The 13,992-nt window shown below is 68.9% G+C and carries 14 protein-coding genes; 5 read left to right on the plus strand and 9 right to left on the minus strand.

Annotated elements, in window-relative coordinates; translation table 11 throughout:
* Positions 1-41: 41 nt before the first annotated feature.
* The 6 genes from ACOZ38_RS39475 to ACOZ38_RS39500 all read right to left on the minus strand — a co-directional run bounded on the left by ACOZ38_RS39475 (position 42) and on the right by ACOZ38_RS39500 (position 5,166).
* Positions 42-1,214, minus strand: coding sequence for a lipid-transfer protein (locus ACOZ38_RS39475; protein ID WP_424536022.1), 1,173 nt, complete (start codon positions 1,212-1,214; stop codon positions 42-44).
* Positions 1,215-1,276: 62 nt separating this feature from the next.
* Positions 1,277-1,684 (minus strand): MaoC/PaaZ C-terminal domain-containing protein, encoded by a 408-nt coding sequence (locus ACOZ38_RS39480; RefSeq protein ID WP_405141311.1) that lies wholly within the window; start codon positions 1,682-1,684, stop codon positions 1,277-1,279.
* Complete coding sequence (locus tag ACOZ38_RS39485; RefSeq protein WP_424536023.1) at positions 1,684-2,637, minus strand: bifunctional MaoC family dehydratase N-terminal/OB-fold nucleic acid binding domain-containing protein; 954 nt, start codon at positions 2,635-2,637, stop codon at positions 1,684-1,686. The genes ACOZ38_RS39480 and ACOZ38_RS39485 overlap by 1 nt, the downstream gene beginning before the upstream one ends.
* A 51-nt stretch (positions 2,638-2,688) precedes the next feature.
* A complete protein-coding gene (locus tag ACOZ38_RS39490) occupies positions 2,689-3,843 on the minus strand; it encodes an acyl-CoA dehydrogenase family protein (protein ID WP_424536024.1) in 1,155 nt (384 codons plus the stop codon).
* Positions 3,843-4,928, minus strand: a complete 1,086-nt coding sequence (locus ACOZ38_RS39495) for an acyl-CoA dehydrogenase family protein (protein ID WP_424536025.1) — start codon at positions 4,926-4,928, stop codon at positions 3,843-3,845. Before ACOZ38_RS39495 ends, ACOZ38_RS39490 begins: the two co-directional genes overlap by 1 nt.
* A 40-nt stretch (positions 4,929-4,968) precedes the next feature.
* Positions 4,969-5,166, minus strand: a complete 198-nt coding sequence (locus ACOZ38_RS39500) for a hypothetical protein (RefSeq protein ID WP_424536026.1) — start codon at positions 5,164-5,166, stop codon at positions 4,969-4,971.
* A 177-nt stretch (positions 5,167-5,343) separates the two neighbouring features.
* Here ACOZ38_RS39500 and ACOZ38_RS39505 point away from each other — a divergent pair, with 177 nt between their 5' ends.
* The 4 genes from ACOZ38_RS39505 to ACOZ38_RS39520 all read left to right on the plus strand — a co-directional run bounded on the left by ACOZ38_RS39505 (position 5,344) and on the right by ACOZ38_RS39520 (position 9,027).
* Positions 5,344-6,018, plus strand: coding sequence for a TetR family transcriptional regulator (locus tag ACOZ38_RS39505; RefSeq protein WP_424536027.1), 675 nt, complete (start codon positions 5,344-5,346; stop codon positions 6,016-6,018).
* An 83-nt stretch (positions 6,019-6,101) separates the two neighbouring features.
* On the plus strand, positions 6,102-7,262 hold the full coding sequence (locus tag ACOZ38_RS39510) for a steroid 3-ketoacyl-CoA thiolase (RefSeq protein WP_424536028.1): 1,161 nt from the start codon (positions 6,102-6,104) through the stop codon (positions 7,260-7,262).
* Positions 7,259-8,290: an MBL fold metallo-hydrolase gene (locus tag ACOZ38_RS39515; RefSeq protein ID WP_424536029.1), complete on the plus strand. Its 1,032-nt coding sequence runs from the start codon at positions 7,259-7,261 to the stop codon at positions 8,288-8,290. Before ACOZ38_RS39510 ends, ACOZ38_RS39515 begins: the two co-directional genes overlap by 4 nt.
* 65 nt (positions 8,291-8,355) lie before the next feature.
* On the plus strand, positions 8,356-9,027 hold the full coding sequence (locus ACOZ38_RS39520) for a FadR/GntR family transcriptional regulator (RefSeq protein ID WP_424536030.1): 672 nt from the start codon (positions 8,356-8,358) through the stop codon (positions 9,025-9,027).
* Between the two features lie 161 nt (positions 9,028-9,188).
* Here ACOZ38_RS39520 and ACOZ38_RS39525 read toward each other — a convergent pair whose 3' ends face one another.
* The 3 genes from ACOZ38_RS39525 to ACOZ38_RS39535 all read right to left on the minus strand — a co-directional run bounded on the left by ACOZ38_RS39525 (position 9,189) and on the right by ACOZ38_RS39535 (position 13,419).
* Complete coding sequence (locus ACOZ38_RS39525; protein WP_424536031.1) at positions 9,189-11,582, minus strand: S8 family peptidase; 2,394 nt, start codon at positions 11,580-11,582, stop codon at positions 9,189-9,191.
* A gap of 121 nt (positions 11,583-11,703) precedes the next feature.
* A complete protein-coding gene (locus ACOZ38_RS39530) occupies positions 11,704-12,708 on the minus strand; it encodes an AAA family ATPase (RefSeq protein ID WP_424536032.1) in 1,005 nt (334 codons plus the stop codon).
* Positions 12,709-13,011: 303 nt separating this feature from the next.
* On the minus strand, positions 13,012-13,419 hold the full coding sequence (locus ACOZ38_RS39535) for a transposase (protein ID WP_424536033.1): 408 nt from the start codon (positions 13,417-13,419) through the stop codon (positions 13,012-13,014).
* Between the two features lie 37 nt (positions 13,420-13,456).
* Between ACOZ38_RS39535 and ACOZ38_RS39540 the strand changes: the two genes are divergently transcribed.
* Positions 13,457-13,987: a MarR family winged helix-turn-helix transcriptional regulator gene (locus tag ACOZ38_RS39540; RefSeq protein WP_424536034.1), complete on the plus strand. Its 531-nt coding sequence runs from the start codon at positions 13,457-13,459 to the stop codon at positions 13,985-13,987.
* Positions 13,988-13,992: the final 5 nt, after the last annotated feature.

Consider the following 13,992-nt stretch of genomic DNA (forward strand, 5'->3'; position numbering starts at 1 on the left):
CGAGCGGCCCGGCCCGTACGGGAAGCGTGAGATCGATCCGGTCAGTCCTGGGAGAGGATGAGGCCGCTCGTGGGGACGCCGGTGCCCGCGGTGACCAGCACGTTCTGGACGCCGGGCACCTGGTTGACGGACGTTCCCCTGATCTGGCGCACGGCCTCGGCGATGCCGTTCATGCCGTGGATGTACGCCTCGCCGAGCTGCCCGCCGTGCGGGTTCACCGGCAGGTGCCCGTCGATCTCGATGCCGCCGTCGGCTATGAAGTCCCTGGCCTCGCCCCTGCCGCAGAACCCCAGCTCCTCTAGCTGGCTCAGCACGAACGGCGTGAAGTGGTCATAGAGGATGGCCGTCTGGATGTCATCGGGCGACATTCCCGACATCTCCCATAGGCCGCGCCCCACCACCCCCATCTCCGGCAGGCCGCACATGTCGTCGCGGTAGAAGCTCGTCATCATCATCTGCCCGGCGCCCGAGCCCTGCGCGGCGGCCGTGACGACGGCCGGGGAACGCCGCAGGTCCCTCGCCCGCTCGGCCGAGGTGACGACCAGGGCCACGGCCCCGTCGCTCTCCTGGCAGCAGTCCAGCAGGTGCAGCGGCTCCACGATCCACTTCGACCGCTGGTGCTGCTCCAGCGTGATCGGCCTCCCGTAGAACCACGCGGCGGGGTTGGCCGCGGCGTGACGCCGCATGGCCACGGCGACCCGGCCGAAGTCCTCGGAGGTCGCGCCGTAGGTGTGCATGTAGCGCTGGGCGAACATCGCGACCCAGGCGGCCGGCGTCATCAGCCCGTACGGCACGTGCCAGCTCATCTCCATGCCCTGCGACGACGGCTCGCCGCCGAGCCCGGCGTCCGGCTGGCCGAACCTGCGCCCGGAGCGCTCGTTGAAGGCCCGGTAGCAGACGACGGTGGACGCCGCCCCGGTCGCGACCGCCATCGCGGCGTGCAGCACCGTGCCGCAGGCCGCCCCTCCGCCGTAGTGGACCCGGGAGAAGAACGACAGGTCGCCGATGCCGACCTCGCGGGCGACGGAGATCTCCTGGTTGCCGTCCTGCGTGTAGGTGACCAGGCCGTCCACCTCGGACGGCGGCAGCCCGGCGTCGTCGAGCGCGGCGAGGACGGCTTCGGCGGCGAGCTGGAGCTCCGAGCGGCCGGAATCCTTGGAGAACTCGGTGGCGCCGATCCCCGCGACGGCCGTACGGCCGGAAAGCGAGTACACGTGGTGTGCCTTTCTACAGACGACCCGGATGACGACCCGACTGACGGCCCTGACGGCGGCGCTCAGCCGGGGAGGCAGAAGCGGACGGTGCCGGTGGCGTGGTCGCCCAGGCTGACCGCCCCGCGCACGTCGACCGAGACCTCGCCGCCCTCCCGCGACGCGACCGTCCCGCTGAAGGTGATCGTGTCACCGGCGTACGCGGGGACGCCCAGCCGTACGTTGATGCCGCGGATCAGCGCCTCGGGCCCGGCCCAGTCTGTGACGTAGCGCTCGACCAGCCCCATGGTCGTCAGGATGTTCAGGAAGATGTCCTTGGAGCCCTGAGCCTGCGCGAGCTCCACATCGTGATGCACGGGGGTGAAGTCCATGGTGGCCAGCGCCGTCGCGATGACCATCGTCGGGCTCAGCTCGATGCGCAGGAGCGGGAGCACCGCCCCGCACTCGATGTCGTCTTGCGTCAACGTGCGCATCACGGCTCCCGGGGTTCCCACATCGGCAGGACGAGGTCGTCGTCCATCTCGCGGTATGTCACACGCACCGGCATACCGATACCCACCTTTTCTGGCCCGCATTCCACAACATTCCCGACAATGCGTACGCCTTCGGGTAGTTCAACTACGGCCACCACGAAAGGCGTCCGGATCCCGGGCACGGGCGGGTTGTGGTGGACGACGAAGCTGTAGACCTCGCCGAGCCCGCTCGCCACGGTGTACGACCGGTTGACCGACCGGCACGACGGGCAGACCGGTCCCGGCGGATGCCGCAGCTCACCACAGTCGCCGCATTTCTGGATCCGTAGTTCGCCTTGCCGCACACCCTCCCAGAAGAACGCCGTGTCCCTGTTGACGGCGGGCTTCAGGGGGTACGGCTCGCGCGCTTCGGGCGCTGCTTTCTTCTCCCGGGGACGAAACTTCAGTACCCGGAACATCATTTCCGCTACCGGCTCGTTCCCGGAGTACCAGGTCACCAGCCAAGTCACGAAATATCCGACGCCGAGCGCCGTGGTCTTCGGCCCCGACAGGCCCGTCATCCGGGTGCCGGGTACGAGCCGCTCGCCCAGCCGCAGGTAGCGGTGGTGGGTCTGCTCGCAGTTGGTGGCCACCACCCCGGTGAAGCCATCCGCGTCCAGCATGGCGAGCACGCCGTCCACCGGGCTCTCCACGCCCTTGTCGCGCCGCAACCCGGGCATCGTCCACACCTGCGCCATCGCGGGCGGGGCGACGATCTCCCCGTGCACGCTCCCCTCGGCGAACTTCTCGTCGGTGTAGACGGGGTTGGCGTCCCCCATGGCGTCGGTCCAGTGGTGGATCATCGGCAGGTTCACCGGGTCGGCGGCGGCGACCCCCCGTACCTCACCCACCGCGATCTGCCGCTCCGCCAGGGCGGTCAGCCGCTCGTGGATGCTCGACTCAGCCGTCGTCAATCTCTCTCCTAAGCGCTGCGGTGGCCTTCCGGCCTGGTGATTGGAAGGGCGTCAGCGAGGCGGTCGCGGGAGTCCGAGGCCGAGCATCGCGATCAGCTCGCGCTGCACCTCGTTGACGCCGCCGCCGAAGGTCAGCACGACCGCGCCCTTGACCCCGTGGTCGAGCACGTCGACGAACGCGGCGGTCTCCGGGTCCGACGGGTCGCCGTACCTGGCGAGCGTCTCTCCGACGATCCTGCCCACGTCCTGCATGCGCTCTGAGCCGTAGATCTTGGTGGCGGAGGCGTCGGGCGCGCCCAGCCAGCCGAGGTCCATGTTCGCCGCCACCTGCCAGTTCAGCAGCTCGTTCGTGCGGAAGTAGGCGTAGACGCGCCCGATGGCCCGCCGCACCGCCGGCTCCTCGATCGCGCCGGTGCGCCGCGCCCACGCGACGAACCGGTCGTACACGTGGGCGATGTTCCCCGCCGGGCCGAGCGTGACCCGCTCGTGGTTGAGCTGGTTGACGATGAGGTCCCAGCCCTTGTTCTCCGCCCCGACCAGCATGTCCACCGGCACGCGGACGTCGGCGTAGTAGGTGGAGTTGGTGTGGTGGCGCCCGTCCATCGTCACGATGGGCGTCCACGAGTATCCCGGGTCGGTGGTGTCGACGATCATCATGGAGATGCCGCGGTGCTTCTTGGCGTCCGGGTCCGTGCGGGCGGCCAGCCAGATGTACTGGGCGTAGTGGGCGCCCGAGGTGAAGATCTTCTGCCCGTTGACGACGTAGTGGTCCCCGTCCCTGACGGCCGTGGTGCGCAGGGACGCGAGGTCGGTGCCGGCTCCCGGCTCGCTGTACCCGATGGCGAAGTGGCACTCCCCCGCGAGGATCCTGGGCAGGAAGAACTCCTTCTGCTCCGGCGTCCCGTACTGCATCAGGGTCGGGCCGACCGTCTGCAGCGTGATGATCGGGTACGGCACCTCGGCGCGGGCGATCTCGTTGGCGAAGATCTGCTGCTCCAGCGGCCCGAGACCGGCGCCGCCGTACTCTTTGGGCCATCCGAGGCCGAGCTTGCCGTCGCGGCCGAGCCTGCGGCAGTGCTCGATGTAAGCCTGGCCGAACGGGTCCTGGGCGATCTTCCTGCGGTCCTCCTCGGTCAGGCACGCGCCGAAGTAGTCGCGGAGCTCCGCGCGGAGCCGCTTCTGCTCGGGGGTGAGGTCGATCAGCATCAGACGAGCGCTCCTATCGTGTCGAGCCGGGCCTCCACGCCACCGAGAAGGTGGGCACGGTGCTTGCCCCAGGCGAAGTAGCGGTGCAGCGGGTACGTCACGTCGAGGCCGATCCCGCCGTGCAGGTGCTGGCAGGTGTAGAGGCCGGCGAGCGCGGCGTCGGTCACGGTGTGCGTGGCGACGGCGAGGTCCAGCTCGGCCTCGTCGCCGAGCCCGGCGTCCACCCGCCACGCACCCGACCAGACCGCCACGTCCAGCGCCCGCCCGGCGATGTAGACGTCCGCGATCTGCACCGTCACCGCCTGGAACTCGGCCAGCGCGCGGCCGAACTGCTTGCGCGCCTTGATGTACTCCGTCGTCAGCTCCAGCGCCCCCGCGAGCACGCCTGAGGCACTGGCGGTGATCGCGACCAGGGCGAGCAGTCGCAGCGCGCGGTAGGCGGCGCCGTCGGGCTCGCCGACCGGCTCACCGGGGGTGCCGTCGAGGATCACGGCCGCCGCGGGCTCTCCGGTGGAGGCCGGCACCGCCTGTACGGCCGCGTCGCCCGGCCTCACCAGGAACAGGCCGGTGCCCTGCTCGGTCTGGGCCGGCACCAGGATGGCGTCGGACTCGGCGGCGTAGGACACCATGGTCTTGCGCCCGGAGAGCACCCATCCGTCCCCCGATCGTCGTGCCGTCGTCCGGGGTGGCGCACCGAGGTCCCGGCCCGGTTCCAGCAGCGCGGCCGTCAGGACGATCTCGCCCTCGGCCAGGCGGGCCAGCCTCTCGCGCTGCCCCGCCGAGCCGTACCGCCCGATCACCATCGCCGCGACCAGGCTGTCCTGAATGGGCACCGGGACCACTTTCGCCCCCGCCTCGCGCAGGATCACGGCCAGCTCGACCGCGCCGAGCCCGGCGCCCCCGACGTCCTCGGGCAGGCAGGCGCCGATCAGCCCCGCCCGCGCCGCCGCCTCCCAGAGCCCGGCGTCGTACGGCCGGCCGCCCTTCTCGTGGTCCGTGAGCCGTTCCGGCGTGGCCTCCCGGCCGAACAGGCTCACGGCCAGTTCCCTCAGCTCGGCCTGCGTCTCGTCCAGGGTGAAGTCCATCAGCGCTCCAGGGGGTGCCGGTCGTCCGGGATGAGGTCCATCAGTGCTCCAGTCCGGAATGGGATGCGTCGGGCTCCCCCGCTGAACGGCCGCGCGCGAGCCCGCTGAGCCAGGCGGCGCGGTCGCGGCATTCGGCCACATATGCGCGCCACGACCAGGTGCGGTCCTCGAAGAGCAGGCCGGGCCCGTCGTCCCGCGCCCTCGCCTGGAGCAGCCCCGCGAGCGTGTCCGCCGACATGACGCCTCCCATGACCTGGTCAGCCGCAAACTAGAACAGATTCTAATCTGTGTCCAGGGGGATTTACCGAGAAGCCGCCGGATATCTCCTCGCAACACAAACGTCATGCAAGACCGGCGTTCTTTGTGACCGGCCAGTAACAAGGCCTACCTGCGGGTAATCCGGTAACGTGTTCTTATGCGCACCCCGCATGCCGGCACCACGGCCGTCCCCGCCCCCACCGGGCCCGAGGGCGGCGATCGCGTGACGCCCCCGCCTCCAGCGGCCCCGGTGTCCTCCGGCGTCCGCACGCGCAGCCAGCTCCAGCGGCGCAAGCGCATCGTCCAGGCCGCCGCCGCGCTCGCTTCCCGGGGCGGCGTCGAGGCCATGCAGATGCGCACCGTCGCCGAGCGCGCCGGGGTGGCCCTCGGCACGCTCTACCGCTACTTCCCCTCCAAGATGGATCTCGTCGTCGCCGTCGTCGGCGAAGAGATCGACCTGCTCGAAAGCAGCATCGAGCGGCGGCCACCGAGCGCGGCCTCCCCGGCCGGCCGGGCCGTCGACGTGCTCATGCGGGCCACCCGCGGCCTCATGCGCGAGCCCGAGCTGGCGGACGCGCTGATCCGTTCGCTGATCATGGCCGAGGTCGACACCCCCTTCGGCGACCGCATGGCCGGCCTGCTCCTGCGCGTCTCGGGCAACGGCCTCACCGCGCAGTCGGCGACCGAGGAGGAGTTCGCCCTGGCGGGCTCGCTCGCGAGCATCTGGGTGCACGAGCTGCTCGAGATGCTCCGCGGGCGCCGCACCTACGAGCAGATCCAGCGCCGCATCGAGATCGCCGCCGGGCGCCTGCTCAGCGACTTCGGCAGCTGAACCCCGCGACCGGGGCTTCCACGTCAAAATAGAACCCGTTACAGTCTCGGCTAGAACAACGTTCGGACGTTGAGGAGGCCCGCATGGGCACGCCGGTGATCGTCGAGGCCGTACGCACCCCGATCGGCAAGCGCAACGGCTGGCTGGCGGGGCTCAAACCCATGGCCCTGCTGGCGACGGCCATGAGGGGCGTGGTCGAGAAGTCCGGCGTCGACCCCTCGACCATCGGCCAGGCGTTCGCCGGATGCGTGACCCAGGCGGGCGAGCAGGGCGGGCACGTCGGACGCCACGCCTGGCTCTACGCCGGCCTGCCGTACCAGACGGGCGTGACGACCGTGGACGCCCAGTGCGGCTCTTCCCAGCAGGCCGTCCACCTGGTCGCGGCGCTCATCCAGGCGGGCGTCATCGACGCCGGCGTCGCCTGCGGCGTCGAGGCCATGAGCCGCCAGCCGCTCGGCAGCAACGTGCTCCCCGCCAAGCCCCGGCCGGGCGACTGGTCCATCGACCTGCCCGACCAGTTCACCGCCGCCGAGCGCATCGCGAGGCGGCGCGGGCTCACGCGCGAGCGCCTCGACGCGTTCGGCGCGCGGTCGCAGCGGCTCGCCGCCGAGGCCTGGGCCGACGGCCGGTTCGAGCGCGAGATCATCCCGGTCACCGCGCCGGTGCTGGGCGAGGACGGCCGGCCGACGGGCGAGAGCCGCAGGGTCGCGAAGGATCAGGGCCTGCGCGAAACCACGGCCGAGGGGCTGGGCAGGCTGAAGCCCGTGCTCGGCGAGAACGCGTTACACACGGCGGGCACGTCCTCCCAGATCTCCGACGGCGCGGCGGCCGTGCTGCTGATGAGCGAGGAGGCCGCCGCCAGGCAGGGCCTGCGCCCGCGCGCCCGCATCCTGGCCCAGGCGCTGGTCGGCGCCGAGCCGTACTACCACCTGGACGGCCCGGTGGACGCCACCGCCAAGGCGCTGGCCGTGTCGGGCATGAAGATCGCCGACATCGACAGGTTCGAGGTGAACGAGGCGTTCGCCGCCGTCGTGCTGTCCTGGGCGACCGTCCACCAACCGGACATGGACCAGGTCAACGTGAACGGCGGGGCCATCGCGCTCGGCCACCCGGTGGGCGCGACGGGCTCGCGCCTGATCACCACGGCCCTCCACGAGCTGGAGAGGTCCGACTCCTCCACCGCCCTGGTCTCGATGTGCGCCGGGGGCGCGCTCGCCACCGCCACCGTTCTCGAGCGCGTGTGAAGACGCGCCGCAGGCCGTACAGCGCGCAGCGGCCCGCCGACCTCGGCGGCGGGGTGTGGAGCGTCCCGGTGCCGATCCCCGGCAACCCCCTCGGGTACACGCTGGTGTACGCCGTCGAGTCCCCGGCCGGGCCGGTGCTGGTCGACGCCGGGTGGAACCACGAGGACGCCTGGCTGGCGCTCAGGGACGGGCTGGCCACGCTCGGCATCGACCTCCGTACGGTGCGCGGGGTGGTCGTCACGCACCACCATCCCGACCACGCGGGGCTCGCCGGGCGGGTGCGCGAGGAGTCCGGCGGCTGGATCGCCATGCACGAGGCGGACGCCGCGCTCGTACGGCTGATCCACGAGCTGGCCGAGGGCCCCCACCGGAACTTCCAGGCCGACATGATGCGCCGGGCGGGCGCGGGGTCCGACGCGGACGCGGTCGCGCTGTCCGGCCGGCCCGATCCTCCCGCGCTGCCCGACGTGGAGCTCCGCGACGGCGACCTGATCGACGTGCCGGGCCGCAGGCTCCGCACGGTGTGGACCCCCGGGCACACGCCCGGGCACGTCTGCCTGCACCTGGAGGACGCCGACCGGCTCTTCACCGGGGACCACGTCCTCCCCGGCATCACCCCGCATATCGGGATTTATCCGTATGACCGGACCGACCTCGACCCGCTGGGCGACTTCCTGACCTCCCTGGAGCGCGTGGCCGGGCTCGGGAGCGTCGAGGCCCTGCCCGCGCACGAGTGGACGTTCCCCGACGCCGCCACGCGCGCGGCCGAGATCCGCGCTCACCACGAGGACAAGCTCGTCCAGCTGCGCGACCTGCTGGCCGGGCTCTCGCCGGCCTCACCGACGATCTGGGAAGTCGCCGAGCGGATGACCTGGAACCGTCCCTGGAGCGATCTGGCGCCGATGCAGCGCGGGATGGCGGCGGGCGAGGCGGCCGCGCACCTGCGGACACTGGAGGCCCGCGGGCTGATCCGTCGCGAGCCTGGCACTCCCGGTGATCCCGTACGGTTCACGGCCCCGACACACTGACCGCATACACTCCTAGACATCGGATGTATCGGCTTGAACTGCGCAACTCTAGGGGTGGTGACTCCGTGGCGGTCACGGACGCGGCGATCGACAAGATCAAGGGAATGATCGTCTCGGGCGAGCTGGCCCCCGGCGCGAGGCTGCCGAAGGAGGCCGACCTCGCCGAGCGGCTCGGCCTTTCCCGCAACTCGCTCCGTGAGGCCGTCCGCGCGCTCGCGCTGATCAACGTGCTCGACGTGCGCCAGGGCGACGGCACGTACGTCACGAGCCTTGAGCCCCGGCTGCTCCTCGACGCGCTCTCGTTCGTGGTCGACTTCCACCGCGACGACACCGTGCTGGAGTTCTTCCAGGTCCGCCGCATCCTGGAGCCCTCGGCGACGGCGATGGCCGCGGCCAACATGAGCGCGGACGCCGTCGAGGAGCTGCGAACCATCCTCGAAGCCCTGCCGGAGGACCCCAACATCGAGCAGCTCGTGGCCAACGATCTGGACTTCCACCAGGCCATCGCCAAGGGCTCGGGCAACACCGTGCTGTGCTCGCTGATCGAGAGCCTCTCCGGCCCGACCACCCGGGCGCGCATCTGGCGGGGCCTCACCCAGGAGGGTGCCACCGCGAAGACCCGGGAGCAGCACACGGCGATCTACGAGGCCATCGCCAGCCACCAGCCGGACGTCGCCCACGCCTGGGCCACAGTGCACGTCGCCGGCGTCGAAGAATGGCTCCGCCGAGCCCTGTGACCATGCGAGAAGGGATAGGACTCCAGGCAATCAACACACCTCGCCACCGAACCCGCAACTCGCAACTCGCAACTCGCAACTCGCGGGCTACGGCTACCTCGCCGCCTGCGCCAACCTAGGCCGTACGGCGGAGGCCCGCACCGTGAGCGGAGAGTCAGACTCTATAGGGCGATTTCAACCGGTATGCCTATCTTTGTAGTAATAGGCGTATAAATATCCGTTATCTCCTCGCTGGTGAGCGAGACCAGCAGTGCGTATCGGACCGGGAGGTTGGCTCGGTCTCTCCGACGGTGGTCCTTCCACCAACCTCCCACGGGGACCACCGCGATGGCGCCACCTTCGGCCAACTCGGCAGCCGAACCCTCCCAGATGTCCGCGTGCAGAGAGCCCTTATGCCGGTTGATGGGCCCTACCAGCCAGCGGCCATCCGGTGCGGACGGCGCGGGAGCGTGATTCTCCTCCTCCAGTTGTGCCTCGCGACCGATGCGTGCCTTGAACTCCTGGACCGTCTCGGTGGGCCTTTTGACGTCGAAGCGCAGCTGATGTGACGGATAGCGGTATCGAACGTCCCAGCCTCGGCTCGACGGATTGGGCTCAACGAAGTACGACAAGGTGATCCGCATCCGTACCGTCGCATCGAGCAGCCCCAGCAGTTGCTCACGCGGCCAAGGGAGTTCGTGAAGGCGGAGCGCCCTCATCTTGACGCCGGACCTCTCACGCTCGAAGGGCCGGTATTCATCCTGGATGATCATCGTGACGTCGCTTGAGGCGCTATAGAGCAACCGATCTTCCGTGGGGATTCCCCAGCCGTAACGCCGGAGCAGAGCCGCTCGCTGAGCCTTCGTCACCCCTCTAGCCACGATCCGTTGCCGCATTAAGGGAGTCCATTCGGCCGCATGTACGAGCAGGCCCCGGATGGTTTCCGGCCATAGGCCTGGGTAGCGGGCCATCACCAGCGCGGCCAGCCGGGCGGCCTGGGCGGTGGCGGCACTGGTGGCATTGGCCGTGGTGAGACCTCCTAGATGCGATGTCGTGAGCAAGCTCACGACATCGTGGCTTCCCTGCTCCACGCCCGCTGGGTCGGTGAGCAGGTTTCCGCCTTCGAGCACGATGTCGGGTTTAACCGGCCAAGGGCCATCAAAGAGAACCGACGTGCGGCTGTACGGAGAAAGTTCTCCGGGGGGAGCTACCGGTTGCCAATTCTGGAAACTGCCGTTCTGCGGCACGTCGGTCAGTTCGGTGACCGCGCCAATGGTTAGCACGTTCCACGCCTGGCCGGGGTCTTCTACCCGCTGACTGTCGCAGAACTCAAGGTGGTCAGGCAGACCGGTCGGCGCATGCATGGGATATGACGCGTTGCCCGCAGAAACGACGAAGAGACGACGGGCAGCGACCTCAGGCTCGCCCAGCAGCGTGATACCGGTCGGGCTTGATGAGATGTCGGTCCCGAAGGAAATCGCGTCAAGCGCGGAGGACCAGGACGACGGCTGGCCTCTCGATGCCCCGTTCGTAGCGGTAACCGGCATGGAGAACACTCTTTGCCGAGCGGGAGCATCGATCTCGACACGGGCAGCCGCATCCGCTGTTACGGCGCCGTACAGCTCGGGAGCCGTGGTGGATTCCAGCCTCGTAGGGTCTACGTACTTCACCGACTCAAGGCGGTGTGAAAGCCGTACTATGCCGTTCCCGGCGAGGGCACCGCGTAGGTCACCGTAGAGGGCGAGACCCGCCATGCTGGTGCCGTGCCCGTGTTCGTCGGCCGAGGTGGCTCCGGGAAGCACGCTGTGCATCCCATCTATCGAACCGCGCAGGAGCCGGTGCGCGGACGCGACCCCGGTGTCGAGCTGTGTAACGGCTGGCGAGAGCGGATGAGCCAACTCGATGCGCTCGACCAGGTGATCGATCAGTTCTCGCTGCGTGTCCGGGTCGACACCGAAGACCTCATCGACCCGCAATGGCCGATGAATCTCGGCGACTACGCAGTTCGTGGTAAGTAGAGCGCCGAGCTGTTCCACGGTGCCATGCACCATCGCTATGGCACGTTCCCGGAAGGCCAGCCTCTGTCGTCCCACTATGAGACCCAGCTCGCTCGCGGCGCGGACAAGCTGCTCGCCTGGGTCCGGACTCTGGGGCAGACGGGCCAGCCACAGCTCCCACCAGTGCGCCTCGGCGTCTTCGGGAAACGATGTCTCTTCCTGCCAGAGCTGAGCCAGCGCCGCTCGTTTGATCGAGCGGATGTTGGCCGCAAGCTTCTGGTTCTTGGGTTGCCCGCGAGTAGTCTCCTCCGTCGCGTACTGATCCAGTTTGCGAAGGAACTTGCCAAGGGCATCTTCCGGCATCCACACCACAGCGCGTTCGGGACGCGTCTCGTCGGGTGGCATAACGGCAAGCAACGTCGCGCCGTCCGCGTCCAGGCTCGCGAGCGCGAGCTCGTAACCAGGCTCATCGATCCAGCCCTCGGCGCAGAGAAGCAGACCATCCGGACGCAGGTCGGCCGGGAACCCGCGCTGCTCGTCCTGAGCCTGATTCTGGGCGTCACGCAGGTCTCGTTTCAACCCTTCCGCGTGAGCGCGCCGATCAAAGATCGAATGCGAGCGGGAGGGGGGACCGCCACCTCGCCCCCGGTAGTCGACGTCCTGGCCATGCCAAGGCACTCGCACATGGGGGAATCGTCGATCAGTTGCCTGAGGTCCGGTCGGGGGTTCGGTCATCCCAGGAGATCCGCCGTTCATCCAAAGCCGTTATCACGCTTCCAGTGTCGAGAGCGTCGGTATCCTGGAGGATCGCCCGCTTGGCGGCGCCCTCGGCAGCCCGGACAAGCTCTGCCTGGCTCAGCCCTTCCACGTGGCCGGCGACCTCATCCCAGTCCACCGCACTCGTATCAACGGACACGAGCCGACGTTGGAAGACCTCCAGTGATTGCCTTCGACTGGGTAGATCGTAGCTAATAGCCAGGTCAAACCGCCGGAAAAGCGCGCGGTCTAGCAAGCTTGGATGGTTGGTGGCGGCGACGACGAGACTTTCGGGCATGGTCTCGTCCAAGAAGAGCAGAAAGGTGTTGAGGATCCGCCGTGCTTCCCCGACATCGTTGCCTGCCCCACGCTCGGCACCCAGCGCGTCGAACTCATCAAACAAGTAGACGGCCCGAGTCTTCTTCGTGGCGTCGAAGATCACTCGAAGCTTTGCGGACGTCTCGCCCATGAACCGGCTGATCAGTGCGTCGAGTCGGATCGTGAACAGAGGCAGGCTCAGTTCTTTGGCCAAGGTCGACGCCGTCATGCTCTTGCCCGTGCCCGGTGGCCCTACGAGCAGAAGCCTGTGAATAGGTGAGAACCCGTGATGGGCAAGCCGCTCGCGCTGGCGCTGCTCATGCAGAACGCGCTGCAGCTTCGCTCGCACGTCCTCGGCCAGTGTCATGTCAGACAATCTGACGGTTGGATAGCCTGCGGTGACCAGGTCCGCTAGTTCGCCGCGTGGCTGGACCACCGGCGTCGGGGTGACCCGAGGGGCCGGCTCCTCTTTGAGCCCGTCCACAAGGTCTCGCAACTCACCCGCGAGCCGCGTGTGGCCCTGTCTCGCCGCCTTTGCCGCCATCTGCAGGGCGACAGAGTAGAAGGCCTCCTGGTCGCCCGCCGCGTGGGCTCTGACAAGGGCCTTCACGTGGTCTGCCGAGGCGGCCATGTCTACTCTCTCCACCGGTTATGCGTCGCCTGAACTCTACCGACCTGCCAGTGTCAACCACTCGACCTTGCGCAAGAATGACGCGGGAGTACATAGATCATCATTCCCTCCAACGCCAGGATCAAGCGCCCCTTCCTGGTCTGGAGTCGAACTCCGGTGGCCGAACCACCGACGACAGCACCCCAGGCGTTCGCCACCAGGAGTCAGTTGCCGAACTCGTCTAATCCGAAAATCGGACAGTAGTTGGGCAGGCGTCAGCGGACCTCGGACGGAGTGGCCCGTCTGGGTCGTGAGATTGGTTGATCAAGCCGCGGGCTGGAGTGTTACGCGGTAGCCGAGGGCTTCGAGTTGGCGGACGTGGTTGCGTTTCTTGCGTTCGGGGCCGATGCGGTTGTCGTAGAAGTCGGGACCCAGGTCGATGAAGTGGGCGTTGGGATCGCAGAGAAGATGCCAGACGATGGTGAGGATGGAACGGCCGACCGCGACGACGGCTCGTTGCTTGCCGCGGCGTCGAGCGATGCGTCGGTAGCGTTCCCCGAGGAAGGTCGGGGTCTTGCTGGCGCCAACGGCCGCCTCGCCCAGAATCCTGGCCAGGTAGCGGTTGCCGTGACCGGTGGAGCTTGAGCCCTTCTTCTTACCGGCTGATTCCTTGACCTTGGGGGCCAGACGCGCCCAGGAGGCCAGATGGCCGGCGGTGGGGAAGCGGCTCATGTCCAGTCCGATATAACAGCGCTGTTATAGTTTCGCTGTGGACAAGTCACCTCAGGACAACGGGCTGGGAACGCGGTTGCGGCACCTGCTCGACGTGATGGACGCCGATGTCGCGAGAGCGTGTGCCGACCTCGGGCTGGAGGACTACCGGCCCCGGTTCTCGCCGATCGTGCGGGCCCTCGTCGAGCTGGGCCCGAGCTCCATACGCGACCTGGCCCGCGCGGTGTCGGTCACCCACTCGGCGGCGAGCCAGACGGTGGCGCAGATGAGCCGGCGCGGCCTCGTCACGCTGGAGCCGGGCGACGACGCCCGCCAGCACATCGTGCGCCTGAGTGCCAAGGCGCGGTCCCTGCTTCCCGCCATCCAGGCCGAATGGGCGGCGACCAGTGCCGCCGCCGCCGCGCTTGACGCCGAGCTGCCCGTCCCGTTCGGCGAGCTGCTCGCGGCCCTCTCCGACGCGCTGGAGCGGCGTCCCTTCCGCGAGCGCATCGCCGACGCCGCGCTGACACTCGACGACCCGTCCCACGCCCCGTTCCGCCATGCGCTGTCCGGCCGATCCGACGCCTGAGCTCG

The sequence above is a fragment of the Sphaerisporangium viridialbum genome, from assembly GCF_049674955.1.
GTDB lineage: Bacteria > Actinomycetota > Actinomycetes > Streptosporangiales > Streptosporangiaceae > Sphaerisporangium > Sphaerisporangium viridialbum.

What these genes read in the sequence shown, in the direction of transcription:
- ACOZ38_RS39495 (WP_424536025.1), bottom strand. Translation starts at nt 4,928, where the DNA reads ATGGACTTCACCCTGGACGAGACGCAGGCCGAGCTGAGGGAACTGGCC.
- ACOZ38_RS39505 (WP_424536027.1), top strand. Translation starts at nt 5,344, where the DNA reads ATGCGCACCCCGCATGCCGGCACCACGGCCGTCCCCGCCCCCACCGGG.
- ACOZ38_RS39500 (WP_424536026.1), bottom strand. Translation starts at nt 5,166, where the DNA reads ATGTCGGCGGACACGCTCGCGGGGCTGCTCCAGGCGAGGGCGCGGGAC.
- ACOZ38_RS39510 (WP_424536028.1), top strand. Translation starts at nt 6,102, where the DNA reads ATGGGCACGCCGGTGATCGTCGAGGCCGTACGCACCCCGATCGGCAAG.
- ACOZ38_RS39530 (WP_424536032.1), bottom strand. Translation starts at nt 12,708, where the DNA reads ATGGCCGCCTCGGCAGACCACGTGAAGGCCCTTGTCAGAGCCCACGCG.
- ACOZ38_RS39490 (WP_424536024.1), bottom strand. Translation starts at nt 3,843, where the DNA reads ATGCTGATCGACCTCACCCCCGAGCAGAAGCGGCTCCGCGCGGAGCTC.
- ACOZ38_RS39535 (WP_424536033.1), bottom strand. Translation starts at nt 13,419, where the DNA reads ATGAGCCGCTTCCCCACCGCCGGCCATCTGGCCTCCTGGGCGCGTCTG.
- ACOZ38_RS39480 (WP_405141311.1), bottom strand. Translation starts at nt 1,684, where the DNA reads ATGCGCACGTTGACGCAAGACGACATCGAGTGCGGGGCGGTGCTCCCG.